Here is a 25,203-nt window from a genome sequence, read left to right on the forward strand (position 1 = left end):
TCGCGGATATGAGCTCCAGACCGCCAGCCGCGGTATTGGTGGCCATCGGAATCCCCACTGAACTGCCGGTCGATTCTCCACTTGGTGTCCGGAATCCAGGTGATCACGCCATTGTGAGTGCGTCGATCCAGTCGTCTGACTGAATCCAGGCATCTTCGTTCTGTTCGTCGTAGACGATCAACTGGTTGGTTTCCGTCTGGACAGCCGAGTAGTGCTCGAGCGGGGCGGCGTCGACGCCGATCGTTGGCTGCTGGTCGGGGTGTGTTGTATCTGTGGACATGGGATCTCTCCTCGATTGCTTACCTTACACTACTAGGTAACACTTGGTAACGTATAAGCACTCGCGAACCCCCTCGTTAGGGGGTTACCTAAGAGTCAGTTGTCCATGGACGTCGGCTCGTTTGTCAGCACCGAGTCGGAAATCGAGTAGAGCGATTGTCTCGCATCAGGAAAATACATTCGTTCACGAAGGACGCCGGCATCCCGAAGCGTATCGAGTGCGTACCGAACGGTCCGTTTGCTCAGCTGAGTTTCGGTTGCGATTTGGCTCTGTGTCATCTCACCATTGACGTCGAGAACTTTCAACACGAGTTTGCCACTCGGTGGAAGGTCGTAGAGTTGGTCCGGAACATGAGCCATGATCCTCCGTTGCTCGTGTCGTTGCTTTCGACATGGTGGAATCTCCGCCTGGCACTCGCCGATATCTCGATTGGATAGGTTCCGGCGGTTCAGTTCCCAGAATTTCAACCGAGGAAACTTGAGAGGTGGCAGCCTTCGGATAGGATTTGCTCCTTCGATACGAATCGACGTTACTGCTTGGTAATGGCATTACCTCTAGCTTAGCTTACAATTATGTGGGGCGGCCGCAAACGAAGTTACTGAAGGTAACTACAAACATGGCTACTGAAGCACAAACGACAACTTCGATTCGTACTGTTACGCCTGTCAGTTGGGCAGTAGGAGCGATCGGCGGCTTCGTTGGCAGCGTCCTCTTCGGCCTCATCATGCAGTACGTCATCCCGGCACCGATGCTCGAGATGGCGATCCCCGCAATGTACGGCATTGAGGGGCCGGCCTTGCTCGCGGGATGGGCGATCCACCAGTTTCACGGCGTCGTCCTCGGCTTGGCCTACGTCGCACTCGTTCAGTTCGGGCCGCTTGCCGAACCCGCGAAGCGCATCGGCCCTGCGATCGGACTCGGAATCGGTTACGGAGTGCTGACAACTGCCGCTCTCGCGGTCCTCGTGATGCCTCTCTGGCTTTCGACGCTCGGCTTCCCCGGTGCACCGCCGTTCCCGAACGTCGCGATTCCCGGCACGATCGTGAGCCTCGTCGGTCACGTCGTCTACGCCGTTTCTGTTGCGGTGGCGTATGCGCTCGTTGCTCGAGACGACACTACCGACTCGGGCGAGTAGCGTATGAGTGTGTTCGTGTCGTATCACACTCACTCGGGGAACGTTCCGTGAGCAGGATGTATCGACCGACAAAGAATAGTACTGACTAGTAACTTGGTTACAACACGTAACTATATACCGTTTCAGCACTAGTGTACAGATATGAGCGAGTCGACTGAGCAACTGGAAGTGTGGTGTGCAGGCGAAGACTGGTGTCCTGTTACCTCCACAGCGACGTTGATCGGCAAGAAGTGGCACACCGTCATTCTCCATCGATTGCTTGCCAACGGACCACTTGGTTTCAACGCACTGAAAAAAGAAGTCGGCGGGATCTCGAGCAAAGTGCTCTCGGACTCACTCGAGGACCTCGAGGCCAAACAGCTAATCGAGCGGTCGATCATCAGCGAAAAACCGGTCCGGGTCGAGTATTCGTTGACCGAACACGGGAAATCGCTGGAGCCAGTGATTCAGGAGATGGCCAAGTGGGGACAGGAACACCTGACGGCTGCAAGGGACAAGGAAAGCTCGATCGCTTGATGTTTTCCACGACGTGACCGACGTGGAATCCCGATCGCCGTTGGGATAGTAGGGTTACAGCCCATGACCTCGTAATTGAGAGCGATATTGTGACTGGATTGCACTCTCGACGAGCCTCTAAGAAACGTTATCGCTAATGTAGATGGGAGTGTGCTCCCATGACGAGCGCGTCTCACGATTTATTGCGATTCGAGGGAACGAGAGCAGCTCGTTCCGTGAGGGCTCATCTGCACGGACAATTAGACTTAAAACAGAGCTATCATGTGCAAGAGCCAATCTAAGCGAAGGAACCGACGTAAGAGATTCTTCTCTTGGACTTCATCGTGAGAGGACCTATGAGAACGTCTGTACAGCCCAACATACCGCTACGGCTAGTGTGGACCGCGCTCCGAGTGCCATGGCAGTAACGAGACGAGCGGTGCTCGAGCAACTCGCGACAGCCAGCGATAGCGATCCGCGAGAAACGACGACAGTCGAAGCACTCGCAGCGGCACTCGAGGCCGACGAACGCACGATTGAATCCCACCTCCACAGGTTGGCGGACTGCGAACTGGCTCGGATCCGATCGGACGGGAGCGTCCGAGTGACAGTTACTGGTGAAGAACTGCTCGAACTCGACGAGGTACTGATCGTTGATCCAGAGACAACGAATCCAAGTGAATGAGAAGAGTTAGTATTTAACAAGGGCCTGCCTAACTGTGTACTATATGGAGGCATTGGAAGCGAATGTCGAATGACGAGACGACTGACCCCGAAGGACCCCAAGAGCTCCAGTATGATCCATCATCCAGCCGGTACGATCTCTTCGAGTGTCCCGACTGTGATAACGTCGTCCTCGTCCTCGGTCGCGACGATCCGCCGATGTCTTGTCACGACGAACCAATGGAACACGTGACGGACCTGGAAATGAGCGTCAAGCCGCCGGACGTCAAGCAGGTCCTGCTTCAGGCCTTCGGGCTCCCGAAAGCCGGGCTGGACATCTGTCTGTGTGTCATCGGAGAGGGCCCGCTGTCGGCGAACGAAGTGGCCGAGACGCTCGGATACGACCGAAGTACAGTCACCCGATATCTGAACAAATTGGTCGAACTCGGGCTCCTCCGGCGGTCGGAACTAAACCGGGAAGCGGGTGGCGTCGTCAACGTCTATCACTCGGTCGATCTCGAGCGTATGCGTCGCGAGACGCTGATTGGATTCTACGTCTGGGCTGGTGAAGCGGCTGCCCTCATCGAAGATGCGAACCTGACCAAACAGGACTATCTCGAAGAGAACCCCGATCAAGAGCTTCCAGACGTGTTCTGGGACTCGTTTCCAGAACGTGACGGTTGACAGAGACTACGCGCGACGAACCAGAAACTATCGTTTTCCCTCGAGTACCTTCGCCGCGGTCAACACGGGATCCCAGGTCGTGTTGAACGGTGGCGCATACGCGAGATCGTAGTCGGAGAGTTCGTCGACGGTGATTCTTTCGGTAACTGCCCCAACGAGCGCGTGGCTTCGGTGGACAGCACCTTCGCCGTACTCGGAGACGAGACTGCCTCCCAACACGCGTCCGGATGGACGGTCGGCAGTGAGCGTCACGCGTACTGTTCCACCCTCGGGATAGTAGCCAGCACGCGATTTCGCGTCGATCGTCTCCGTTATCGGGTCGAAGCCAGCCTCACGAGCCTCGTAGTCGAGGAGCCCGGTTCGAGCCGCCTCGACGTGAAACGCTTTGACCGCAGCCGTCCCCGCGATACCACCACCTTCGGTCGGGTCGCCAGTGATCGTCTGGCCGATCGCTCGACCGTGTCGGTTGGCAGTTAACGCAAGAGGGGTGTACACCGGCTCACCTGTAACAACATGCTCAGCTTCTGCGCAGTCGCCCGCTGCGTAGACGTCCGGCAGGTTCGTCTCCCGATATTGGTCGGTCGCGATTGCGCCCGTCTCGCCGAGTTCGATTCCAGCAGCCTCGGCTAGTGTCGTCCGTGGACGAACACCGGTTCCGACAAGCACCATCTCGACAGGGACTCGCTCGTCGGTCGTCACGACCGCCTCGACCGCCTTGTTGCCGGCAAGTTCTTTGACTTCCGTGTCGAGATAGACTGCGACGTCTTGCTCCTCGAGATGTGCGAGAACGGTCTCGCTCGTGGCCTCGCTAAACTGTTTTAGAACCCGATCGCCACGCTGGAAGAGATGAACCTCGAACTCGTTCGCAGCCAACGCTTCGGCCATCTCGACGCCGATGTATCCACCACCGACGATGCCGACGGGACCATTGCATGTTTCGAGGAACTGGCACGCTGGGCCACGGTCGGGCTGTTGGAGATCCCCGTCGCTCCGAGCACGGCTAACGTACTCGCGGAGTTCCTTTCCATCCGACATCGAGCCAAGCGTGTAGACGCCCGGACGATCGATCCCATCGATCTGCGGCGTGACTGCAGTCGCGCCGGTCGCCACGAGCAAGTGGTCGTACTCCTGGACGATCTCGTTGCCGTCGGCGCGGGCCGTCACGGTTCGAGTCGTCGGATCGATATCGATGACATCGTGGCCGGTTCTGAGGTCGATATCCCGCTGCTCGCGGAACTGCTCGGGCGTGACCGAGACGAGGTCGTCGAGCGACTGTATCTCGCCTTTGATGTAGTACGGGAGGCCACACGCCCCATACGAAACCCACTGCCCTCGCTCAAATACGACGACGTCGAGGTCCGGATCGTCGCGCTTTGCCTTGCTTGCTGCTGACATCCCTGCGGCGTCACCGCCAACGACAACGAACGTGCTCACGGATCGAACTTTGCGCGAAATCGTATAAATGCGGCTCGAGTGTGCGCTTTGGTTCCCAACCCGCCTCACGGCCGTGCAACCGAACTGAACCGTCGCACGGGATTCTTTACCATAGCTATCGTTCAGCACTGTACCTATGGCTGATTTCGACGTCATTGTCGTCGGCAGAGGAACCGGAAATACCGACGCAGTCCTCGCGATGCGACATGGACTGTCCATCGACGACATCGCTGGGACGATCCACTCACATCCGACGCTGAGCAAAATCCTCGAGGCCGCGTTTCGAGAGGTGACACGACAATGAGCGAGTCACAGACGGCCACCGAGTACGAGGTGATCGTCGTCGGGGGTGGGCCTGCGGGCATGACGGCAGCGCTGTACAGCACGCGATTGGGGCATCGGACGGCGGTCGTCAGTCGTGGCGGCGGTCGGGCGGCGATGATGCAGGAAGTCCATAACCTGCTGGGCATTCGCGAGGAAACCAGCGGCGCCGAATTCCTCGGTATCGGGAAGGAGCAACTCGAGGAGTACGGCTGTGATTTCTACCAGGACATGGTCTCCTCGTGCTCCCGCGAAGAGGGAGAAGGGGGACTGATCCGACTATCGGGCAGCAATGACGACTACGACGCAGAGATCGTGATCCTCGCGACGGGGTTCAACGACGTCCGCCCGGAACCGCCACTGCCGCGGACCGGTCGCGGGCTCCACTACTGTCTGCACTGTGACGCACACATGTTCGTCGACAAATCGGTCTACGTGATGGGCCACTCGGAGAGTGCGGCCCACGTCGCGGGGATCATGCTGAACTTCACCGACGAGGTCGACCTGCTCACCCGCGGCGACGATCCCGAGTGGAGCGACGAGACGGCAGCTATGCTCGAGCGCCACCCCATCGATGTCGTCCACGAAGATGTCACAGGCGTGCAGAACGGCGACGATGGCTGGTTGAAAGAGCTCGAATTCGAGGACGGAACTGTCCGGGAGTACAAGGGCGGGTTCGCCATGTACGGTGCCGAGTACAACAACGGACTGGCCCGCGAACTCGGCTGTGAGATCAACAACGACGGGACCATCGAAGTCGGTGATCACGGGCAGACCTCTGTCGAGGGTGTTTACGCCGTCGGCGACTGTACGCCGGGCCACAACCAGCTTCCGGTCGGGATAGGACAAGGCGCGAAAGCAGGAATCGACGTGCACTTTCGGCTGCGCGATTTCCCGCGGGACCCCGACATCCTCGACGAACAGGGGCCGGTTCGCTCGGAGGAAGTCCCGGGGATACCGGACGAGCTGCTCGAGCAGGCGGTCGACTTCCACACCTACGACTGAGCCGGTTCCCTGTCACTGGTTTCCGGCACACTCACATGGCAGGTCGCGAGCCCGCTGGGACTGACTGACAGGAGTCCGTATGAGGCGGGTACGAGTCGGATTCATGGGCTCGAGCGTCGCTGTAATCCGCCGTCGCTCTCAGGTCGATGCGTTCGCGATGTCAACCCTCCCGGCGACGTACACCAGACTGGCAAGCAGCAGCACCATTCCGAGCGGCAACAGCCAGGCGAACAGTGTCAACAGGAGGCCGCTCGCCTGTATCCCGAGTACGATCAGGGCGACGGGCCCACAGCAGACTGTCCCGGACAGCAGGGCCGGCATCGACGCGAGCAGCCCCGAGCCAGCTCCGATCCCGCAGGCCGCCGGTTGGACGACTGCGAGGTAGGTCAGTCCGAGGTTGAGGCCGACGAGGCCGGCTATCGCGAGCCCGATCGTGACATCGATCGGCGACACCAGAAGTCGGACGACGCCAGTATCGAGCAGTGCGACGGCCTCGAACGACGCGGGGCCGGTCCGTTGAAACATCCGAACTAGTGGATCGTCGACGACGATCAGGCTCGGGGCCGCGCTGGGTCGCATCGCGAGGTCGCCGATGGCCCAGAGGAAGGCCGCGAGGTAGCCGATCCCGACGAAGATGGCGACCGCCAGCGAATCGCGTCGTCTGACGACGAGCGTCGTCGCGGCGATCGTCTCGTCGATCCGCCGCCTCGGCGCCGGGTCGAACTTGGTCCAGGTGCTCATCCGTGGACCTCCGTCGAGGGGTAGAAGCCGTACCAGGCGAACCACATCGCGTCAACTCCGATCATGCGTTCGAGCGGGAGCCCGTCCGGTTCGTACTCGTCGCTGTCAACGGTGAGTGCACTGCCGTCGAACGCGACCGACCGGTCGTCGGGGTTGCGGTAGACGTAGCCCGTATCGAGTTCCTCGTCGTAAGCGGTCGCGTAGGGAACGTCACCCACTGAGCCGACGACGACACCGCGCTTCCGGAGCGTCGACTTGGGAACGGCCAGCGCCCCGTCGGCACTCCGGGCCCCGACGACGATTTTCTTCGGGGGGAACCGGTCATCGCTCGCCAGCGGGTCGAACAGCAAGCTCTCGTCGTCGTAGTAGCCGGTCCGGGGGTTGTACTGCCCGTAGGGATCGCCGCCGTAATCCCGGACGTGGCCGGTATTCTCAGTTAACACGGCCGTCTCCGGATGTCGCTCGCGCCACTGTCCCCACGTCGTCCACGTCACCTGAAACTCCGACAGGTACGCCCCTTCGTGTGGGCCGCGGATCCCCCGCGCGAGCACCTGCGACCACCATGTATCGCTCCCGCGGTCGTACATGATGAGATTGCTGTTGACGAGGCGACCGGAAACGCCGAACTCGCTCGCTCCACGGTAGAACCCCTGTGTCGTCCCGGTCAGCGGACAGTACGTCACTGCGACAGCTTCGTCACCCACGACGTCGTTGACGATCTCGTGCCATACGAGGACGTACTGGGGGTACGCCTTCGCGTCGCCGTTCAGTTCGACGCCGAAGACGGGATCGCCGGCCGACAGCCCCGCGGGCGGATCGTCGGCTGCGGCGAACTCGGGCTCGTCGATCGAGGGGATGCCGTCCTTGCCCGGGCCGCCGGAGAGACTCGCCTCGTCGAGTTCGCCGGTCGCGTACTCCTCGGGGAGCGACCGGTCAACCGTGGGCGGAGCGCTGGTGATCGCTCTCCCGTCGTCGCCCGAGATGGGCGCGAAGGAACCGTCCAGACAGCCAGCGAGCGCAGCGAGGCCAACGCCGCCGACCGCACCGAAGAAACATCGCCGGGAGACGCCCACACTCTCGTGTCTATCTGGCATATCCGTCGGTTGGAGCGCAGCACTCATAACCGAGCGTCAGTCGTGTGTGACGGACACACAGCAGCGTTCTCGCCGAACGGGACGTTCCGGGCGACCGTCTCGGCCGCGAGGGACGATTTCGAGTGGCCACCGACGAGCCGGGACCGCGCCACCACGACTGCGAACCGCACACCGGCGTCACGTTCGGAACGCTCGAGGTGGAGTAATCGAGACCAGCCTCGTCACAAGCCCGATCGCGAGTCGAGAAACTTGCGGGCTCGCTGGGTGCCTAGGGACCGGAGTTCGTTGAGGAACGCGGGGTCGCGGTCGACCTTCGTCGCGCAGGGAAACCGCTTGCCCATCTGAATGCGGTGGATGTCCGTCTGCTGAAACTCGTCGGCGGGGAGTTTCCCGTCTGCAACCCACTCGTTGACGCGCTCGATGAATCCGAGCTCCTGGTTGAGGGAGATGTTTCCCGACAGTTCGTTGCGCCGGTCGGCGATGACGTCCAGCGTGTCGGGCTCGCCCTCGAACTCTTGGGAGTTGATCTGTACGATCCACAACTCCTCTGGTTTACGTGCCGGTGGAAGCCGCATCAAGTCATTAACTGGTGGGTTCTGCGAGAACAGCCCGTCCCAGTGGAGGTGCCCGTGGATTTCGACGGCCTCGAACAGGTTCGGAACCGCTGCCGAGGCGAGCACGGCGTCGACGGTGACGTCCTCGTTGACGAACGTCTCGAAGACACCGGCATTGATGTCGACCGTCCCAATTACGAGCTCTGGTACGTGCTTCTGACAGAGGTCCGGGATCGCGTCGAAGTCGATGTGTCTTTCGAGAACCTCTCTGATACGCTGTTTCCCGACCTCCGGCCCAAGCACCTGGTACGGACTGATCGAGGGAAGGGGAAAACCGGCACTCTCCATGCGCGAAAGCGCGGTCACCAGGGAATTCGTCCAGCGGTCCTGTCCCCCGTCGGCCGCCAGATCCGTCCACAGCCCGTCGAGGATCGTACGTGCCCGCTGAGTATCGCCAGTGACGAGCCCGTACCACGTCCCGAGGGCGTTGAACGCGCCACCGGACGTGCCGCTGATGCCGACTAGTTCGTACTCGTCGTCCCACTCCTCGAGCAGCGTCCGAAGGACACCCGCGGTGAACGCTGTATGGCTGCCACCGCCCTGGCAGGCGATGGCGACACGCGTCGGGTCGCCCTCACTCATACGTCGTCGTGTAGCCACCGTCCCAGAGCAGGTCGCCGCCATTGAGGTGTTTGCCGTGCCGGGAAAACCCGAACACGAAGAGGTTCGCCACCTCGGCCGGCGTCATCATCTCTTTCGTCCGGGCCTGCCCGAGCATCACGTCTTCGACGACTTCCTGCTCGGAGATGCCGCGTTCCGCAGCCGTGTCCTCGATCTGATTTACCATGAGCGGCGTGAGGACGTATCCAACGCTGACCGAGAACCCCCGAAGCGTCCCCTCGCCTTCGGCGGCGATGGCTCGAGTCAATCCTCGAAGACCGTGCTTCGCAGTGATGTAGGCGGGCTTGTCTTGGGTCGCATAGTGCCCGTGGACCGAGGACATGTTGCCGATGGCGCCGACACCATCGTCGGTGGCACGAACGTGAGCCATTGCGTGTTTCGCTGTGAGGAACGGCGCCCGCAGCATGACGTCCAGCAGCAGGTCGTACTTCTCCATCGGAAACCCCGAGATCGACGCGATGTGTTGCATCCCCGCGATGTTCGCGACGTATCGAAGCTCACCCTCTTCGGCCGCGGCGTCGATCATCGCCTTGACGTCGGCATCGTCGGTGAGATCGGTCGGAACCGAGTGAATCTTGCCCGGCACGTCGAGACTCTCGGCGATCTCGCTCGTCTCCTGGAGTCCCTCTTCGTCGATATCGGCACCGACGACCGAGAGGCCGTTCGCTGCGAGGGCGACCGCAGTCGCCTGTCCGATGCCCGATGCGGCCCCCGTCACGACGGCCGTGGTTTCGGGGCTGAAGTGTGGATCCTCGAGAACGAGCAGGTCGTCGGTCGTAAGCGTCGGTTCGGTGAGATCGACCTCATCGGGAGACATACGCGGGGCTATGCGGGCAGCACATATAGTGTTATAACGGCTGTGTCCCACAGATACACGGCGAGGGTCGGCAACGTGCTCGAGCGGACACGACTCAGACGAGTTCCTCGCTCCCAACCACGAAGTCTCGGCGCGGAGTGCTAACCGAAGAGCGAACCCAATTCATTCACGAGGTCATCAGCGGGTTCACGGACAACTACGGTGTCGAACTGACGAACCTCGACAGCGAAGACGACCACGTACACATCCTGTTCCGAGAAACCAACCACAGACCTCGCGAAGTTCATTAACACATAGGGTGTCATAGAACAGTTCTCATACCTACTATGTAGGCAACCCAATTCGATAAGTACAGCACGAAGAGTTAGCGATCAGTATGGCGTAGCGATTACTATGTTAGCAGTAGTTGGTAGTACTGTTTCTTCATTCAGAGTGCTAATATTTTTGTTCCTATATTATAAAATGGAATCCATGGATCGCCTCTCAACCCTCCTGATATACGCGTTCGTTGGTTTCCCTGTTTTCTTCGTTCTCTTCCCATTCGGCCCATTAGGGCTGTTTTTGTTCGTATACCTCGTTCTCCTCATTATGATGATTCTATCGTGGGACGACACCGATGAACCACCGGCTCGGATTAATTGTTCGCAATGTGGTGCACCGAACAAACTAGATCAGGATCAATGTAAGCACTGTAATTCATCGCTCACCGGTCAGTAAGCACCTGTAGTGAACGGATAGTCCAGTCAAAATAGAGCGGAATGAATGCTATGCGAATCGTTCTATGACACCCTCTAGGGTAGGGTAGAGTAGGGTAGTTCACTATCGATCTGGATGGCACGATCCTCGGCTGCCACATCATCGGGCCAGCGGCCTCCGATCTCGTTCAAGAGGTCGTCGTCACGATGAAAGCGGGGTCGGGGACGGTACAGGACATCCGCGAATCGGTTCACATCCATCCCGCCCTTTCCGAAGTCGTCCAACGGGCGTTCGCCGGACAGTTCTCTCGTGGCGGTGACGGAAACCATTCCCACTGAGTGCGACACGTCGCTGGTTACCTGCATGCGGTTCGATGGCGAGACGACCCTCGAGACGGATAACTGTTCACCGAACGCGCATGCAGTCTACACACCCGCAGATGGGCTATATGCGGCCGGCTGCTATCAGAAACTGTAATGTCGAAAGCAGCAGTCATCATCCTCGCGGGTACTGACGGGCACGCCAACCTCGGTCGTCTCGTAAACGGACTCGAAACGGCCAAAGAGTTCGCCGAGAACGACGACGAAGTCGAACTCATCTTCGACGGCGCCGGGACCCAGTGGATTCCCGAACTCGAAGCCGAAGAGAGTGATTATTACGACCTCTACCGGGCCGTTCGGGACGATGTAGCAGTCTGTGATTTCTGTTCTGGAGCGTTCGGCGTCGACGATGCAGTGAACGACGCCGGTGTGGTCCGTCTGGACGATCACGATGGCCATCCCAGTATTCGATCGCTCGTCGACGACGGGTACGAAGTTCTCACGTTCTAATAACCAGTCGAAAATCGCTTTTGCCCTTACTGCGGAGAGCATTACCTGCCCACGGAGCATTTCAATAGCGTCGACACAGTTTTTCGTGTCTCAACAGCGGTGAACCGCCTTGAGGTCATACTGTCGGGTATAAATCAATACGAAGTCGATCGCGGATTCGCGGCCGTCTCCATCGGTGACGGCCGCAGCAGAGCGACCGATGGTCACGTCGTTCTGTCCGGCAGTATCATACGGTCTGCTGTACCGAGTTCCCGACACCTGCAGGGCGGGTCGCAGGTGAGCCGGCACTGACTGACAGTGGTCGGTCTCAATCGAGCAAGTATGATCAACGAAAGCCCACTGTATGGGACGGAAGAATCATTCACGAGAAAGATACTATAGCTGTTCGTTATATTTTATGTTGGAAGATTATATATAACAATATGGCTTTCTAACCCCGTGTTTAGCATGAAAATCGGGATGTACCACGATAGTGTCGGAACAAAACATGCCGGTGGAATCGCCATCTACGCCCGGCAGATGGCCATCGAACTCGCAAGATCAAACGAAGTATACGTCTACACACAGGGGGACGACATCGTCCCACCACTGGTAGAATCCGAGGCACACATTATCGAGACACCGACATTCGATAGCTCGACACTCGATAGTCGACTTACATCCCTCGTTGGAAATCCATTTCCAGTGGGCCGTCAAGAACTCTCCAAACTAGCGATGACGATCTGGTCGTCTTACAACGGCGTTATCGACCATATGGAAGAGCATGTAGACGTTCTTCTTACGTTCCAGACGCTTGACGACCTCCTGCTATCGAATCTCGTTGACATCCCAACGGTCCGTGGCTTTCTTAGTGATCGAAGTGCTGGGATCGGATCGGCGATCCGCGAACGATACACCCAAACCGACCTTCATTTCGCTAACACGCCGTACCTCGCCGATCAAGTTGCTTCGAAGTTCGGCTACGAAGTCGATGCAGTGATTCCTACGGGTGTGGACACCGAACTATTCGATCCGAAAGTCGAACCGGCGTTTGATCGTGACGAGATCACCATCCTCTTTGTCGGTCGTGTTGTCGAGTCGAAAGGCATTTTTGACCTCCTCAAAGCGGTCGCCTGCCTCGACGAAGAGGTTCACCTGCGTATCGTCGGGGCAGGGAACGAGGAAAGCGTTCGTCACCACGCTCGAAAACTCAACATCGCTGATCAGGTGATGCTTGACGGAGAGGTCGCTCACACTGACTTGCCTAGCTATTACACTGCTGCAGACATCTTTTGTCTCCCAACTCACGTTGATAGCTTTGCCACAGTCAACCTCGAGGCGATGGCCTGTGGCACCGCAGTGGTAACCACCGATCTCGACGGAATTGAAACCTATCTGTCAGCTGGCGAAAACGGGGTAGTTGTCACGCCGGGTGACCAGGATGAACTCGCCGAAACGATTCGCGAGCTTATACGCGATCCAACTTACCGAGAATCACTGGCATTACGAGCACGGGAGCGGGCATATGATTTCCAGTGGCGTCAACAGGCAAAGAGGTTGGAGGCATTCTGTACCGATGTGTTACCAGAAAAAGAAGTCGAACGGGACCACGTCGAAAAGCAGACAGCGGTACCGTCGTAACTCACCACAGCCAATCAGGAACCGATTGACGTGATATCCGACGGATACAGCTGACTGAAACGCACTGCGTGAGACACTATGCACCGTGGAAGAGCGTATATCCGGAGAATTACAATAGTTCTTCACCATCAGCAACAGTCCAGTGGTCTCAAATAACTCACGCTGGATTCAGTGGCTCATATTGAGGGGCCGCCCGAGTCGCAGACCCATTCCGGTGAGTCCTGGTGGACCGATAGCCGAAAATTGTCGGTCGCGCGCTGCGATCAGACTCCAGAACCGTCTCTCGTAATCACCATGTCTGTTACAAATAAAATCGTCAAGGGGTTCAAAGCGACACTCGGCGCACGGCTTATCAACAACATCTCTAACGCGCTACTGATGCTGTTATTGGCGCGAGTTCTGTTGACGCCCGATGAGTATGGGTTGCTGTTTCTCGTAATCGCGATCGTCTCTGTGACACAGCTTGGGTCAGATCTCGGGCTTGCCCGATCCGCTGCACGGTATATCTCGGACCGGAAGGAAACGGATCCATCGTCAATCCCGTTTATTATCCGGGTTTCGCTGCGGTATCGGCTGATCCTGATCGGGATCGTCGTTGGGTTGCTCGTCCTAACGAGAAATCTCCTTGCACGTGTGCTCGATACGCCAGAGCTATCGACGCTACTGCTTCTCGGAGCGATCTATCTCGTCTTTCTCTCCATGTATTCGTACTACCAGACCATCTTTCAAGGATTCAATAAGGTCGATCTGAGCGCTATTGTCGAAGTCGTAAACAACCTCACACGTGTTTTGTTTGTCGTTCTATTATCACTACTCGGGTTCGGTGTCGTCGGCGCGCTCTTGGGGTACGTACTCGGCTTCGTCTTTGCAACGATCATTGGGACTATCATTCTTTACCGCCGTTTCTACACTGCGTACGACGACAGGGGTGGGGACCGCTCGTTACGGACCAAGATACTCAGATATAGTGTCCCCTTGACAGCGTCCCACAGCGCAAATATTCTCGATCGGCGCGTTGACACTGTTTTGGTTGGGTACTTCATCAACCCTGTCGCGGTTGGTTACTACGTCCTTGCAAAACAGATCTCTGAATTCGTGACCGTGTTTTCGGGTGCGCTTGGCTTCTCTGTCTCTCCGACGTTCGGCGAACAAAAGGCGAACGACTCACTCGAGCAGGCAGCCCGTATTTACGAGACGTCTCTCCAGTACGTGTTCCTGATCTATATTCCGGCCGCGGTTGGGATAATACTCGTCGCAGGACCCGCCATAACGCTCACGTTCGGCGAGGGCTACGCGGGTGCAGCGCCAGTATTACAGGTGCTTGGTATTTACGTTATTTTCCAGTCGATCACCGATGTAACGACCAACGGACTCGATTACTTAGGCCGAGCAAACGCACGTGCAGTCGCGAAGGGCGTGACTTCGGTCGGAAACGTCCTCCTCAATATCGTCCTCATTCCACTGTATGGCGCTACTGGCGCAGCCCTTGCGACTGTCGTGACCTTTGGAGCGTACACGCTTGTGAACGTGCACGTCATGCACCGTGAACTCTCACTCAATTTCCGAAGGCTTGGCCGTGCATTCGGGTTTGCAACCGCGATCTCCGCTGCGATGGGTGGCGCAGTAGTGATCCTCGTTCGGTACGCCTCGAACATTCCAGCGCTGCTCGGGGTAATTACGGTCGGCGTGCTGGTCTGGGGCGCGTTAGTGATCCTAACGGGGGTGATCGATCCTCGAGAGACCATTGCACAGCTTACTTGACATCCTCCCCGCGCTGAAGTGCGAGGCTTTTGCCTCGAATTTTCCGTAATACTGCCGGACAGAACGACGTGCAGCGGGTCGCGACATCGCGGCCGTCCCCACAGGTGACGGCCGCACGCAGGCGATCGGCTTCGTCGTGACTGCTGTCCAGTAGTATAAATCACTCTGTAACCGACCTCGGGTGCGATGGCTCGAGGCTTTTGTTGGTCCTCTCGGCCACCTGTAGCGTTTCCTGGCCGGCAAGCGACCGGGAAAGGGGGAGAGCGGGGTACGCGCTTCGACCCGGCCAGGCGCACCAACCGAACCAGTGGTTGAGTTTTGTGAGTCCGGTAATTCGGTAACTGCTTACCGGCGCACCCGCGACCCGGCCTGCGGGTGCGCCGGCATTGACTGACAGGAGTCCGTATGAAACTACGACTCTACCGAAACCCACGTTCACTGCAGCACCAACACGTCTGCGAGTTGTGGAGGGACTCCACCGTGTCTAGAGGAATCTCTCGTCGCGTTGTTGTACGATACAGTTTCGCGGACTTGTGGAACGGAGCTTGTCGACGCTAGACCGTTTGGAAAGACGAACTATCAATTGGGGAGAGTAGGCTTTGAATATAATTGAAGACGAGTATAGAGTGCTATGCAGGCAGCAACATACCATGGCCAGAAGGACATCCGTGTCGAGGAGGTAGAGGAAGGTGGAGTCGGAGCGGACGAGGTCCGAATCGACATCGATTCCTGCGGCATCTGTGGGTCGGATCTCCACGAATACACCGCCGGTCCGATTTTCGTCCCGGAAGACGACCCCCACCCCGTATCTGGGGAAGCAGCACCGATTCGGATGGGGCACGAGTACAGTGGCACCATCGCGGAGGTCGGCGAGTCCGTGACGGACCTGGCTGTCGGTGACGCCGTCGCAGTCAACCCCATCCTCTACTGCGGGGAGTGTCGACAGTGCAGGGAGGGGAACTACCATATCTGTGATTCGATCGGGTTCATCGGGCTCTCCGGTGGGAGCGGTGGATTCGCCGAGAGCGCAGTCGTAGACGCAGAGCACGCCGTCCCGCTTGGGGACGATGTCCCAGTGGAATACGGCGCGCTGGTCGAACCGCTGAGTGTCGGACTGCACGCGGTACGCCGCTCCGGACTCCAGGCCGGAGACGCCGTTGCAGTCTTCGGGAGTGGACCCATCGGCTTGGCGGTAATCCAGTGTGCTCGCGTGGCCGGTGCGGGAACGGTTTTCGTCTCCGAACCGCGCGATGCCAGGCGCGAACGCGCAGCCGACTGCGGCGCAACGGAACTCATCGACCCGTCGACGACCGACCCCGTCGAATACATCCAGTCGCACACGGATGGTGGCGCCGACATCACGTTCGAGGTTGCGGGCGTCGAACCCTCGTTCAATGCGGCCGTCGAAAGCACGGCGCCGGGCGGTCATACGACCATCGTGAGCATCTGGGAGGAAGAAGTGAGCACGCATCCGAATACCCTCGTCCTCGGTGAACGGACCGTAACCGGAACACTCGCCTATCTCGGCGGCCCGCGGTCTGATGAAGAGTACGGAATGGTAATCGAGATGCTCGCTGACGGCCGTCTCGACCCGGACCCGTTCATCACCGACCGAATCGGTCTCGATGAGATCGTCGCCAATGGATTCGATCGACTCATCGACCCTGAGAGCAACCACGTCAAAATCCTCGTCAAACCCGATATGACCTGAAGACTCGGTACGGTTGGGGTACCCGCTCAAGAATCGTCTATGGTAACGATTGAAACAATTCCCACACCGATCGCAGGGGCCGCGGTTCTCGGTCACGTCGTCGCTCCGGCCCGCGCTCCCGTCGTGCGATCGGGTGTGCAGTGACTGCCAGTGGCTACTATTGGATGTCTCCGTCTTCTAGCGTGTCAATTACACGGTACGCTGTCGATCACACAATAGTGAGCATATCGGGACTGTCTTGGTCGTTACGCAGGGCCGTTCAAAGCGATCCCACGCGAAGCGGCTTTCGCGTACTGTACTCTACAGGCTGAGTAGGGCGAGTGCCTCGGGGCTTGACCCCGAGGGAGAAGCCCGTCAAAGGGATTAACTTACCACCTCCCGTATCGTAGTTTAACGACCGTGACGTGGGTTAAAGACCTTAATCCGAAGCGGTCGTTCGGAAGTTTGGAAATGCGACTCCTCTCAACACCCTGCTACGGCAGGTGAGACTGGAGTTGTCGGGTCGTGGTGGAGCGACCGACCCTCACGGACACCAGCGATGTGTTCGGGTGTTAATTCCAACCGATCTTAACGGGGAAGGTCGAGGGGAATTAAATTCGCCTGCGTCCGTCCGCCCGTTTCTGGGCGCTCGGACAAAACGGTGAAGTACCTCGGGGACAAGCCCCGAGGCTTCACCGTACTCGTTCTCGTAATGACAGCATAGTTTATAGATAGCCACGGTGGCTGGCACACGGCCAATAAGGTTATTGCAAAACGATTCAAAGTCACAGACGACGGGGGGATTCCGTCGTTGCCAGATGAAACCTGTCCGGCTTCGAGACACACGGACCCTCGTCACACTCCTGGGATCGTTCCACCGTCAATGGCCACATCACCGATCGATCTCAGACCCACCCGATTGACACACCATCTCTCGGATGGGGGGGGCTCTGACGCTGGCTTCTAGCCGGCGTTTTTCGAAACGTACTTTCGATCAGTAGTGAGGGTAACCTCGCTTTCAACCGTGCCCATCACTGTCACCCCGAACCTGTTTCGACGCTTTCTCGGCGCTGCTTGCGCGTGAGCTCATCGCGATCGAGGACTGACACTGCCTCGAAATTCGAATCGGGCACCCTCCAGCACTTTCCGCGAGAGACGTTCGTACGGTCTGCTGTCACGACGTCCTGGCGCATCCGCAGGCGGGTGCGCGGATGCACCGGCAATGCCTGACGGTAATCCACATCTGTGGCTACGATAGTTGATGCGATTCGGACAGCGAGTCGAAAATACTGGACGAGGTGGAACGCGAGGTGTCGACGGACTAGCCCCGACGTGACACGGGATTTAGGAAGACCTAAAACACTGCGCGTGTAAAGATGGCACACCGTAGACACACCAGTAGTCCGGGAACCTTCTCCGAAGACAGCACGTTTCTAGTGACTGACCCTGTCGTCAATGTGGCCACCTAGAACCACAACTACTAAGCGTTTTTTAGGCTCACCTAAATACAGATGGCAGAAACACAGTCAGTTAGTGGCCAAACACCTTCCCACCAACGAGCAGGATGGGTTACAGGGACGCTCGTTCTCTTTTGTCTGGCGAGTACGGTTGTCACCGTCATCGCTGGACTCATCCAGGTGAGCTTCGGGGAGTACTCGATGACGTTCCTCGAGGCCTGGCGGGCAGTGTTCAATCCCGATGTGATCTTCAATGTCAACGCCTGGTCGGCGTTTCTGTTCGGGACGGAGCTTCCAGAGATGAGTACCGCGAGCATCGTCGTATGGGAACTCCGACTCCCGCGCGTGTTCGTGGGGATCATCACTGGGGCAGCGCTTGCGGTCTCCGGCGCGATCTTCCAGGCCGTAACGCGCAACGAGCTGGCGAGTCCCTTCGTGTTGGGAGTCAGCTCCGGCGCTGGGTTCGCCGTCCTGGCGACGCTGATCGTCTTCGGCGGGCTCGCGTCGGTGTTGCCACTCATCGCGACCCTGGGAGGCGCAGTTGCGTTTATACTCGTCTACACGATCGCCTGGAAGGGCGGTACGAGTCCCGTCCGTCTCGTTCTCGCCGGCGTCATCGTCAACATGGTCTTTCAGTCGCTCCAACAGGGGCTGTTCTTTTTCGCCGACGACCTCGGTGTCGTCCAGACGGCAGTCGCTTGGCTTACGGGATCACTGACGGGCACTGGCTGGGACGAAGTCAGAATCGCGATCCTCCCAGCGATCCTCTCGTGTGCAATCGCGATCGGTGGGGCACGACAGCTGAACGTGTTGCTGCTGGGCGAACGAACCGCCCGATCGCTCGGGATGCGCGTCGAACGGACTCGCTTTCTCCTCTCGGTCGTCGCAATTCTGGCTGCAAGTGCTGCGATCGCCGTCGCCGGGATCGTCAGCTTCTTCGGGCTCGTCGTCCCGCATATCGTTCGGAATACCGTCGGCGGTGACTACCGACGGCTGATACTCGGCTGTCTCTTCGCTGGCCCTGCACTGATGGTCGTCGCCGACGTCGGCGCACGTCTCGCGCTGTCTGGCACCCAGCTGCCGGTCGGCGTCGTCACCGGACTGGTCGGCGGTCCGTACTTCCTCTATCTGATGCGCAAGCAACAATCGATGGGTGAGTTATAATGGCACGCACACAGGACCACGAACGCGAACAGGGCCGGATCACTGACGATGACGGCGTCGCTATCGACAGCGCACTCGTCGGTGAGGACCTCGAACTGAGCTATCCGACGAGTGAGGAACCGATCGTCGACTGTGCACGCCTCGATATCCCCGAGGAGGCGGTGACCGCACTCGTCGGCCCGAACGGTAGCGGGAAGAGTACACTGTTGAAGGCGCTCTCGAACCACCTCGAGCCGGAGACGGGAACGGTTCGAATCCACGGCGAGGACCTCGACTCGTTCAGTCAGAAAGCACTGGCGCGCGAACTCGGTGTTCTCTCCCAGGAGAACGATTCGCTGGGCTCGATTTCCGTCGAGGATCTCGTCTATCACGGCCGGTACCCCTACCGTGGATTTTTCGACAGCGTCAGTGAGACGGATCGGGAGGCAGTCGAGCGCGCGCTCGAGTTGGCGGGAATCGAACACCTCCGAAACGCCGAACTCGGGCAACTGAGCGGTGGTCAAAAGCAACTGGCCTGGATCGCGATGGTGTTGGCACAGGACACGGATGTCCTGTTGCTCGACGAACCAACGACGTTTCTGGACGTCCACCACCAGTTTCGCGTCCTCGAGACGATCCGTCAGCTAAACGAGCAGAAGGGGGTCACCGTGGCAGTCGTCCTCCACGATATCTCGCAGGCGGCCCGCTTTGCGGATTACGTGGTCGCGGTGTGCGACGGCGAACTCTACGACTGGGGGCCACCCACAGAAGTCGTGACCGAACAGTTGCTTGCCGATGTCTTCGGCGTCGAGGCGACCGTTAGGTACGAACCCGAGCTACAGGTGCTCCCCAAACGAGCATTACCGAACCGATAACTGGACACCGAAAGTGGTCAACGATGGACACGTCACGACTCTAAGAGGAACCGGAGAGACTGCGAGCCCCATGGATAGATCAGCCGACTTCGTAACGCTTTTAAATTTTTAGGCTGGCCTAAACTATGATGAGTGGTCAACGAACGTGGACGAGACGAAACGTACTTGCAATTGGAGGCGCGGTCGCCGGTGTCAGTTCGCTTGCTGGCTGTATTGGCGCCGGAAACAGCGGAAGTGGCCGCGGTGCATCGGATGGTGAACCATACACGGTATCGATGCCACCGGTCGGTGAGGTCGAATTCGATAGCGTCCCGAAGACGTGGGCAGCTAACAATGGGAGCTGGGCCGACATGGGGATCGCACTGGGCCAGAAACCGCCCGAAGCCGTCTACCTCGCCAGTCGCTATCACACGCAGTACTACGACGACATTCCGGGCGTGAGCGTCGACAAAAGCGGTATGACATCGCTCTGGGAAGGTGAACTGAACCCGGAGGAGTTCCTCGAGTTGAGCGAGAGCGTCGACCTCTTCGTCAATGATCCGAACTTCATCCTCGGTCGAACCGACAGCTGGACCCAGGAGGATATCGACCGAATCGGGGCGACCGGGACGCCGTTCTTCGGTAACAGCATCTTTTCGACCGGTTACGGGTGGCACGACTACGAGTATCTCACGCTGTACGAGGCCTTCGAGAAGTTGGCGCAGGTCTTTCAGGAGACGGACCGATACGAGGCGTTCGAGCGTCTCCACGCGGACTTCCAGTCGAACGTCGCCGATATCGTCCCACCGGAGGGCCAGCGGCCGAGCGTCGCCATCATGTGGGCGACCGAAGACAGTATGGGATCGTTCTCACCGTATCTGATCGGCGAGGGAACGAGTTTCAAGCAGTGGCGCGAGCTCGAGGTCAGGGACGCGTTCGCCAACACGGACGTACGGGACTTCCACAACTCGCGTGGAGCGGTCGACTACGAGACACTCCTCGAGATCGACCCCGATGTTATCTTGTTCCGCGGGCAGGAAGCGAAGACTGCCGAGGAGTTCCGGAGTACGATCGTTTCCCAACTGAAAACCGACAACGTCGCCAGCGAGCTAACGGCCGTCCAGAACGGCGATGTCTTCCGTGGTGGGCCACTCTACCAAGGGCCGATTACGAACCTCGTTGTGACCGAGCGAGCGGCCAGACAGATCTACGACGTTGAAGTGCCCCTCTACGACCGGAAGGCAGTCAGTGACATCGTCAACGGCAACTATTAGCATCGTCGAGTGTAGGGCCTCGCGCCGTCCCGGCGGAACTACCTCCAACGACGTAGAGCCGGTCGAGAACGGAATTGACGCATCGGCGGCCAGTGACGACCGACAACGGCAGCCACTGTTCGATTGTTTTATAACTCCCTCGTCGGAATCAGTATCCACGCCGCTGTTTTGGTCAGCCTAAATCGAAGCGGTTATGAACTTTTAGGCGAGCCTAAAAAATATGCGACCAAGCAGACGCGATCTATTGGCAGCGAGTACAGCCGCAATCGCAGCCGGCCTCGCCGGCTGCAGCGCTTCGGGGGAGGGTGACGACGACACCGCGACCCAAGCAGCCTCACAGGGAACCGACGAGGCAGAGACGACCGCGTCAGTCAATGCGGCCGTCAGCGCGGAGTGGAACGCGATGCGTGCCCGTCTCTGGGATGCCCTCTCGCTGGGCGTCGCCGATGAACCGGCCGCTGGCGCATCGGTCGCTCAGCAGACGTTCGCCCGGTTCGAGCACGCCTCTGGGGAATACGGTGCTCACGAGATGCTCGAGGCGACGAGCGAATCGAACTACGAGGAGTTCGAGGAAGCGCTGGCCGAACTCCGAACGGCCGGACTCCAGGCCGAAAACATCGGCCGTGCTCGCGAGGAGACATCGATCGCGAGCACGCAACTCGCCGAGAGCCAGCAGGCACTCGCTGGCGAGACGACCGCGCAGCTACTCGATCTTCAGTTGTTCGGGGTTACCGTTCAGAACGCCGCATTCCTCGCGGCCGCGGGGAACTTCGAGGCGGCACGAACCACCGCAGCAGACGTCCTGAGTCGCTTCGAAGAGGCGGCGGTCCACGACACGCTCGCAGCGGCCGACAGCGAGGCCTACGCCGCGTTCGAGAGCGCGGTCGCGGCGGTCGAATCGGCTGCTGGGAACGAGAATAGCGAGCGCGTCCAGAACAGCGCCACCGAAGCGTTCGAAGCGGCTATCGACGGCAGTTATGCGCTTGCTGACGTCGAGTCCGCCGCGGGTGCGGGTCACATGGCAGCGCTCCAGGCCCGGGGCTGGGATGCGGCGGCACTCGCATCGATGGGCGGCCCATCCTCGTCGTTCGCACACGCTGCCGCGTTGACCATCTACCGTGCCCGCGCGTACGACTGCCAGTGGCTCGCCGCTCGTGGCGAGACCGACCGGGCTGCGACGATGGCGAGCGACGTTTTCGCGCACTTCGAAGGCGCACGAGCACACGAAGCGCTCGAGGAGGCCGACGGCGACGCCTACGAGGGCTTCGAAGCCGGACTCTCGGATCTCCAGTCCGCGATCAAGAACGGAAACGCGTCCGGTATCGACGATGCTGTTGCGACAGTTGATTCGAACCTCGTGGCCGGGATCGAGGCACTCGCCGGCGCGAACGCACCGCTTCTCGAGGCGGCGTTCTTCCGAGCGCGGTTCGATGATGCCCGTGAACTGTACCGCTTGGGCCAGAACACTGTCGCTGCCTCGATCGCAGAGGACCTCTTCGAGCGGTTCGAACAGAACGAACTCGAGGTCCACGAGACGGTCGAGTCGACCAGCGAGAATCTCTACACCCAGTTCGAAGAAGAGCATCTCAGCGGCCTGATCGACGCGTTCAAGAACGCGAACGACTCCGGTGTCGAAACCCATTACGAGGGAGTCCAGTCGACGCTACTGGAGTTCGAAACGATGGCCGGCACCACTGCGACGGTGAGCGGTGCCGAGGGTGGCTACATGGCCGCTCGCGGCTTCGACGCAGCCGTCCTCGATACGCTCGGAAACGATAGTCGGGCACAGGCGATCGCTCAGGACGCGTTCGAACACTTCGAGTCCGGTGCGGGCGGCTACCACGAGGCGCTCGAAGAGGCGGACGAATCGACTTACGAGACGTTCGAAGAACGACTCGGCGGCATCTCCACGGCTGCCAGCAACGGCGACGACGTGTATCCCGTCGTAAAGCAGTTCAACGCGGAGGCGCTGGCGTCGGTTTACGCCATCGTCAGCAGTAGTGGTGGCTCACACACCGAGGCTGCTGCGGCCGTAATGCAGGACGTATTCGCCCACTTCGAGGAGGCTCGCGTCCACGAACTGATCGAGGAGGCCGATCACAACGCCTACGAAACCTTCGAGGCACAACTCGACGCTTACCTCACTGCGCTCCAGGAGGGGGGTGATATCGGTGGGGCGGTCGAGTCGTTCGCGAACGCCTCTCAGTACGCACAATTCGCACTTGTCGACAGCGTCGAAAAACTCCCGCTCGATCTCGACCTGGCCGGAGCATCGGGTGGCACGCACTCCAACTCGGGCGACGGCAGTGGCAGTGACGCTGACCTCCACGGCGGTCCGAACGTCGTCGACGGAGTCCCCGAGGACGCTGATCACGTCATCGACATGGCTGCCGTCGCATACGAGCCGGCAGAGATCACGGTCTCGAAAGGTGACAAGGTGGCCTGGACCTACGCGAGTGGCGAAGCACACTCCGTGACCGCGTATGAGGACAAAATTCCCGACAGTGCCGGATACTGGGCGTCGGGTGGCTTCGACTCGCAGTCCGCAGCAGAGACCGGCTGGGAGAACGGGAACGGTGCCGTCCAACCCGGTCAGTCGTACGTTCACACCTTCGCGGCGACTGGGACACACGAATATTATTGTATCCCCCACGAAGCCGCTGGGATGGTTGGGAAAGTGATCGTCGAATAAGACTATGACGCAGTCTACGGCCCGCTGTCGCAGCCTACTGTGTGTCTCCGCACCCAGTGGAGCCCATGCGTCTAACAGCCGGTCTCGTTCGATCGGAAATCGAATTCGATCGACTCGACAGCGACGCATTCTGTGGACTGTTGCGAGCCATGATGGTATCGCTACTGAAAATCTGCATTTGTCGATCCATGTTTAGTGGCGTCGAAGAGACGGCGTCTGAGGCATTTCCTGCCTCAAATGGCACGGTTCTGGTGTGTGCGCATTCATGACACAGCACATAGAATTAGCGCGAACGCGAATACAGGTAGAACAGGAGGCAGTCGACGCGAAACTCGAGGCGTTCGAAACGTTCGTCGACCGGGTCGCAGACGTCCCGACTGAGCCGACACCATCGTTGTCGCCCGGGATCACAGCAACCGCGGGAGCCCAGTTCCAGACGAACGCATCCACCGACGATCAGTGTCACACAGTACGGACTGCGTTCAACGAGACGATCCGTCCTCACAGTGTTGCCGACATGGACAGCTCCGAGTCCCTGCTGGCGACCATTCAGAGCGAATTCACGGATTCGATCGCGGTCGCACTCGCGCCGACAACGGAGACGCCGTTCTCAGCGGACCTCAAACGGATGGTCATCACGGAGGCAAACGCCCGGCAGACGGAAATAGCGGTCTTTCGCCGGGCACTCGCTCGAGAGGAAACGCATCTCGAAGCGGCCGCTGAGAGTATCGATGACATCGTGAGGTGGATCACTGACGCAGACGAAACCCCGCTGACAGATCTCGGTTTCGACCCCCTCAAGCAGCGTCACGAGACACTCACCGACCACCGCGACCGGTGTGAAACGCTCGCCCAGCAGCGACAGGCGTTCCTGCAGAAGACGACGAACAAGAACGTCGAGGCCGGGATCCAACATCGGGATCTCGTTCAGTACCTCTATGAGGACATTCCGGTTGAGTATCCGCTCTTGACGACGGTCGTCCGTCTCGACGCTGTGTGTGAAACGTGCCAACGAGCGATTCGGCAGCATCTGGTTCGACGGGCGTGAAGGCTGTCACTGCACGTTCGTTCCCGCGGGTTGGATCACGCCGTCGGCTGGTCGGATTGGCTCCCGCATAAGCGGCGACGATATCTTCCTGAACAGTACGCGGCATCGAGGAAGCCCAGTGATCGGACGATGAGGAATAACGCTCGATCGATAGACAGTTGATATCTAATGGAAACACCCCTGGATGGCGTCCAGAACCACCGCGAAAAACGCGGTTGCCGGGTCGATCGGCCC

The 25,203-nt window shown here is 59.2% G+C and carries 22 protein-coding genes and 2 pseudogenes; 17 read left to right on the plus strand and 7 right to left on the minus strand.

All coding sequences use genetic code 11. From position 1 onward, the window contains the following. Positions 1–103 precede the first annotated feature (103 nt). Both E2L06_RS22045 and E2L06_RS16485 read right to left on the minus strand, forming a co-directional pair. Complete coding sequence (locus E2L06_RS22045; protein WP_171052411.1) at positions 104–280, minus strand: hypothetical protein; 177 nt, start codon at positions 278–280, stop codon at positions 104–106. Between the two features lie 95 nt (positions 281–375). After that, a complete protein-coding gene (locus E2L06_RS16485) occupies positions 376–639 on the minus strand; it encodes a winged helix-turn-helix domain-containing protein (RefSeq protein ID WP_138782750.1) in 264 nt (87 codons plus the stop codon). 257 nt (positions 640–896) lie between these two features. On the opposite strand from E2L06_RS16485, the gene E2L06_RS16490 reads away from it, so the two are divergent. The 4 genes from E2L06_RS16490 (at position 897) to E2L06_RS16505 (ending at position 3,257) form a co-directional block, all read left to right on the plus strand. Continuing rightward, positions 897–1,415, plus strand: coding sequence for a hypothetical protein (locus E2L06_RS16490; protein WP_249361479.1), 519 nt, complete (start codon positions 897–899; stop codon positions 1,413–1,415). A gap of 141 nt (positions 1,416–1,556) precedes the next feature. Continuing rightward, a complete protein-coding gene (locus E2L06_RS16495; RefSeq protein WP_138782751.1) occupies positions 1,557–1,931 on the plus strand; it encodes a helix-turn-helix domain-containing protein in 375 nt (124 codons plus the stop codon). Between the two features lie 397 nt (positions 1,932–2,328). Beyond that, complete coding sequence (locus E2L06_RS16500; RefSeq protein WP_138782752.1) at positions 2,329–2,595, plus strand: hypothetical protein; 267 nt, start codon at positions 2,329–2,331, stop codon at positions 2,593–2,595. 62 nt (positions 2,596–2,657) lie between these two features. Next, positions 2,658–3,257, plus strand: coding sequence for a helix-turn-helix domain-containing protein (locus E2L06_RS16505; RefSeq protein WP_138782753.1), 600 nt, complete (start codon positions 2,658–2,660; stop codon positions 3,255–3,257). Between the two features lie 27 nt (positions 3,258–3,284). Here E2L06_RS16505 and E2L06_RS16510 read toward each other — a convergent pair whose 3' ends face one another. Beyond that, positions 3,285–4,691 carry an FAD-dependent oxidoreductase gene (locus E2L06_RS16510; RefSeq protein ID WP_283241364.1) on the minus strand — a complete coding sequence of 469 codons (1,407 nt, stop codon included), beginning with the start codon at positions 4,689–4,691 and terminating at the stop codon, positions 3,285–3,287. Positions 4,692–4,827: 136 nt separating this feature from the next. Between E2L06_RS16510 and E2L06_RS22050 the strand changes: the two genes are divergently transcribed. Both E2L06_RS22050 and E2L06_RS16515 read left to right on the plus strand, forming a co-directional pair. Then, a complete protein-coding gene (locus E2L06_RS22050; RefSeq protein ID WP_171052401.1) occupies positions 4,828–4,995 on the plus strand; it encodes a hypothetical protein in 168 nt (55 codons plus the stop codon). Next, the gene (locus E2L06_RS16515; RefSeq protein ID WP_138782755.1) at positions 4,992–6,017 is read left to right on the plus strand and encodes an NAD(P)/FAD-dependent oxidoreductase; all 1,026 of its coding nucleotides are present in this window, start codon (positions 4,992–4,994) and stop codon (positions 6,015–6,017) included. The genes E2L06_RS22050 and E2L06_RS16515 overlap by 4 nt, the downstream gene beginning before the upstream one ends. 138 nt (positions 6,018–6,155) lie before the next feature. Here E2L06_RS16515 and E2L06_RS16520 read toward each other — a convergent pair whose 3' ends face one another. From E2L06_RS16520 to E2L06_RS16535, 4 genes are all read right to left on the minus strand, one after another. Then, a complete protein-coding gene (locus E2L06_RS16520; protein WP_138782756.1) occupies positions 6,156–6,758 on the minus strand; it encodes a hypothetical protein in 603 nt (200 codons plus the stop codon). Further along, positions 6,755–7,852, minus strand: a complete 1,098-nt coding sequence (locus E2L06_RS16525; RefSeq protein WP_138782757.1) for a DUF3179 domain-containing protein — start codon at positions 7,850–7,852, stop codon at positions 6,755–6,757. The genes E2L06_RS16520 and E2L06_RS16525 overlap by 4 nt, the downstream gene beginning before the upstream one ends. 221 nt (positions 7,853–8,073) lie before the next feature. Further along, positions 8,074–9,048 carry a patatin-like phospholipase family protein gene (locus tag E2L06_RS16530; protein ID WP_138782758.1) on the minus strand — a complete coding sequence of 325 codons (975 nt, stop codon included), beginning with the start codon at positions 9,046–9,048 and terminating at the stop codon, positions 8,074–8,076. Further along, a complete protein-coding gene (locus tag E2L06_RS16535; protein WP_138782759.1) occupies positions 9,041–9,904 on the minus strand; it encodes an SDR family oxidoreductase in 864 nt (287 codons plus the stop codon). Before E2L06_RS16535 ends, E2L06_RS16530 begins: the two co-directional genes overlap by 8 nt. A gap of 116 nt (positions 9,905–10,020) precedes the next feature. Here E2L06_RS16535 and E2L06_RS16540 point away from each other — a divergent pair. The 11 genes and pseudogenes from E2L06_RS16540 to E2L06_RS16590 all read left to right on the plus strand — a co-directional run. Continuing rightward, positions 10,021–10,198 (plus strand): annotated as a pseudogene (locus E2L06_RS16540) (transposase); the annotation flags it as partial. A gap of 527 nt (positions 10,199–10,725) precedes the next feature. After that, a pseudogene (locus E2L06_RS16545) lies at positions 10,726–10,938 on the plus strand (dihydrolipoamide dehydrogenase); the annotation flags it as partial. Positions 10,939–11,076: 138 nt separating this feature from the next. Further along, the gene (locus E2L06_RS16550) at positions 11,077–11,430 is read left to right on the plus strand and encodes a DsrE family protein (protein ID WP_138782761.1); all 354 of its coding nucleotides are present in this window, start codon (positions 11,077–11,079) and stop codon (positions 11,428–11,430) included. A 459-nt stretch (positions 11,431–11,889) separates the two neighbouring features. After that, the gene (locus E2L06_RS16555; protein ID WP_249361480.1) at positions 11,890–13,050 is read left to right on the plus strand and encodes a glycosyltransferase family 4 protein; all 1,161 of its coding nucleotides are present in this window, start codon (positions 11,890–11,892) and stop codon (positions 13,048–13,050) included. Between the two features lie 294 nt (positions 13,051–13,344). After that, positions 13,345–14,811: a flippase gene (locus E2L06_RS16560; RefSeq protein ID WP_138782762.1), complete on the plus strand. Its 1,467-nt coding sequence runs from the start codon at positions 13,345–13,347 to the stop codon at positions 14,809–14,811. 631 nt (positions 14,812–15,442) lie between these two features. Beyond that, positions 15,443–16,522: a 2,3-butanediol dehydrogenase gene (locus E2L06_RS16565; protein WP_138782763.1), complete on the plus strand. Its 1,080-nt coding sequence runs from the start codon at positions 15,443–15,445 to the stop codon at positions 16,520–16,522. A gap of 1,490 nt (positions 16,523–18,012) precedes the next feature. Next, on the plus strand, positions 18,013–19,122 hold the full coding sequence (locus E2L06_RS16570) for an iron ABC transporter permease (RefSeq protein ID WP_138782764.1): 1,110 nt from the start codon (positions 18,013–18,015) through the stop codon (positions 19,120–19,122). Beyond that, complete coding sequence (locus E2L06_RS16575) at positions 19,122–19,976, plus strand: ABC transporter ATP-binding protein (RefSeq protein WP_138782765.1); 855 nt, start codon at positions 19,122–19,124, stop codon at positions 19,974–19,976. Before E2L06_RS16570 ends, E2L06_RS16575 begins: the two co-directional genes overlap by 1 nt. 128 nt (positions 19,977–20,104) lie before the next feature. Next, a complete protein-coding gene (locus E2L06_RS16580) occupies positions 20,105–21,229 on the plus strand; it encodes an ABC transporter substrate-binding protein (protein ID WP_138782766.1) in 1,125 nt (374 codons plus the stop codon). Positions 21,230–21,449: 220 nt separating this feature from the next. Beyond that, on the plus strand, positions 21,450–23,921 hold the full coding sequence (locus tag E2L06_RS16585) for a DUF5059 domain-containing protein (protein WP_138782767.1): 2,472 nt from the start codon (positions 21,450–21,452) through the stop codon (positions 23,919–23,921). Positions 23,922–24,186: 265 nt separating this feature from the next. Continuing rightward, positions 24,187–24,969, plus strand: a complete 783-nt coding sequence (locus E2L06_RS16590) for a hypothetical protein (protein ID WP_138782768.1) — start codon at positions 24,187–24,189, stop codon at positions 24,967–24,969. Positions 24,970–25,203 lie beyond the last annotated feature (234 nt).

This window comes from Haloterrigena sp. H1, from assembly GCF_005938085.1.
Classification (GTDB): domain Archaea; phylum Halobacteriota; class Halobacteria; order Halobacteriales; family Natrialbaceae; genus Natrinema.

What these genes read in the sequence shown, in the direction of transcription:
- E2L06_RS22045 (WP_171052411.1), bottom strand. Translation starts at nt 280, where the DNA reads ATGTCCACAGATACAACACACCCCGACCAGCAGCCAACGATCGGCGTC.
- E2L06_RS16485 (WP_138782750.1), bottom strand. Translation starts at nt 639, where the DNA reads ATGGCTCATGTTCCGGACCAACTCTACGACCTTCCACCGAGTGGCAAA.
- E2L06_RS16490 (WP_249361479.1), top strand. Translation starts at nt 897, where the DNA reads ATGGCTACTGAAGCACAAACGACAACTTCGATTCGTACTGTTACGCCT.
- E2L06_RS16495 (WP_138782751.1), top strand. Translation starts at nt 1,557, where the DNA reads ATGAGCGAGTCGACTGAGCAACTGGAAGTGTGGTGTGCAGGCGAAGAC.
- E2L06_RS16500 (WP_138782752.1), top strand. Translation starts at nt 2,329, where the DNA reads ATGGCAGTAACGAGACGAGCGGTGCTCGAGCAACTCGCGACAGCCAGC.
- E2L06_RS16505 (WP_138782753.1), top strand. Translation starts at nt 2,658, where the DNA reads ATGTCGAATGACGAGACGACTGACCCCGAAGGACCCCAAGAGCTCCAG.
- E2L06_RS22050 (WP_171052401.1), top strand. Translation starts at nt 4,828, where the DNA reads ATGGCTGATTTCGACGTCATTGTCGTCGGCAGAGGAACCGGAAATACC.
- E2L06_RS16515 (WP_138782755.1), top strand. Translation starts at nt 4,992, where the DNA reads ATGAGCGAGTCACAGACGGCCACCGAGTACGAGGTGATCGTCGTCGGG.
- E2L06_RS16520 (WP_138782756.1), bottom strand. Translation starts at nt 6,758, where the DNA reads ATGAGCACCTGGACCAAGTTCGACCCGGCGCCGAGGCGGCGGATCGAC.
- E2L06_RS16525 (WP_138782757.1), bottom strand. Translation starts at nt 7,852, where the DNA reads ATGCCAGATAGACACGAGAGTGTGGGCGTCTCCCGGCGATGTTTCTTC.
- E2L06_RS16530 (WP_138782758.1), bottom strand. Translation starts at nt 9,048, where the DNA reads ATGAGTGAGGGCGACCCGACGCGTGTCGCCATCGCCTGCCAGGGCGGT.
- E2L06_RS16535 (WP_138782759.1), bottom strand. Translation starts at nt 9,904, where the DNA reads ATGTCTCCCGATGAGGTCGATCTCACCGAACCGACGCTTACGACCGAC.
- E2L06_RS16550 (WP_138782761.1), top strand. Translation starts at nt 11,077, where the DNA reads ATGTCGAAAGCAGCAGTCATCATCCTCGCGGGTACTGACGGGCACGCC.
- E2L06_RS16555 (WP_249361480.1), top strand. Translation starts at nt 11,890, where the DNA reads ATGTACCACGATAGTGTCGGAACAAAACATGCCGGTGGAATCGCCATC.
- E2L06_RS16560 (WP_138782762.1), top strand. Translation starts at nt 13,345, where the DNA reads ATGTCTGTTACAAATAAAATCGTCAAGGGGTTCAAAGCGACACTCGGC.
- E2L06_RS16565 (WP_138782763.1), top strand. Translation starts at nt 15,443, where the DNA reads ATGCAGGCAGCAACATACCATGGCCAGAAGGACATCCGTGTCGAGGAG.
- E2L06_RS16570 (WP_138782764.1), top strand. Translation starts at nt 18,013, where the DNA reads ATGGCAGAAACACAGTCAGTTAGTGGCCAAACACCTTCCCACCAACGA.
- E2L06_RS16575 (WP_138782765.1), top strand. Translation starts at nt 19,122, where the DNA reads ATGGCACGCACACAGGACCACGAACGCGAACAGGGCCGGATCACTGAC.
- E2L06_RS16580 (WP_138782766.1), top strand. Translation starts at nt 20,105, where the DNA reads ATGAGTGGTCAACGAACGTGGACGAGACGAAACGTACTTGCAATTGGA.
- E2L06_RS16585 (WP_138782767.1), top strand. Translation starts at nt 21,450, where the DNA reads ATGCGACCAAGCAGACGCGATCTATTGGCAGCGAGTACAGCCGCAATC.
- E2L06_RS16590 (WP_138782768.1), top strand. Translation starts at nt 24,187, where the DNA reads ATGACACAGCACATAGAATTAGCGCGAACGCGAATACAGGTAGAACAG.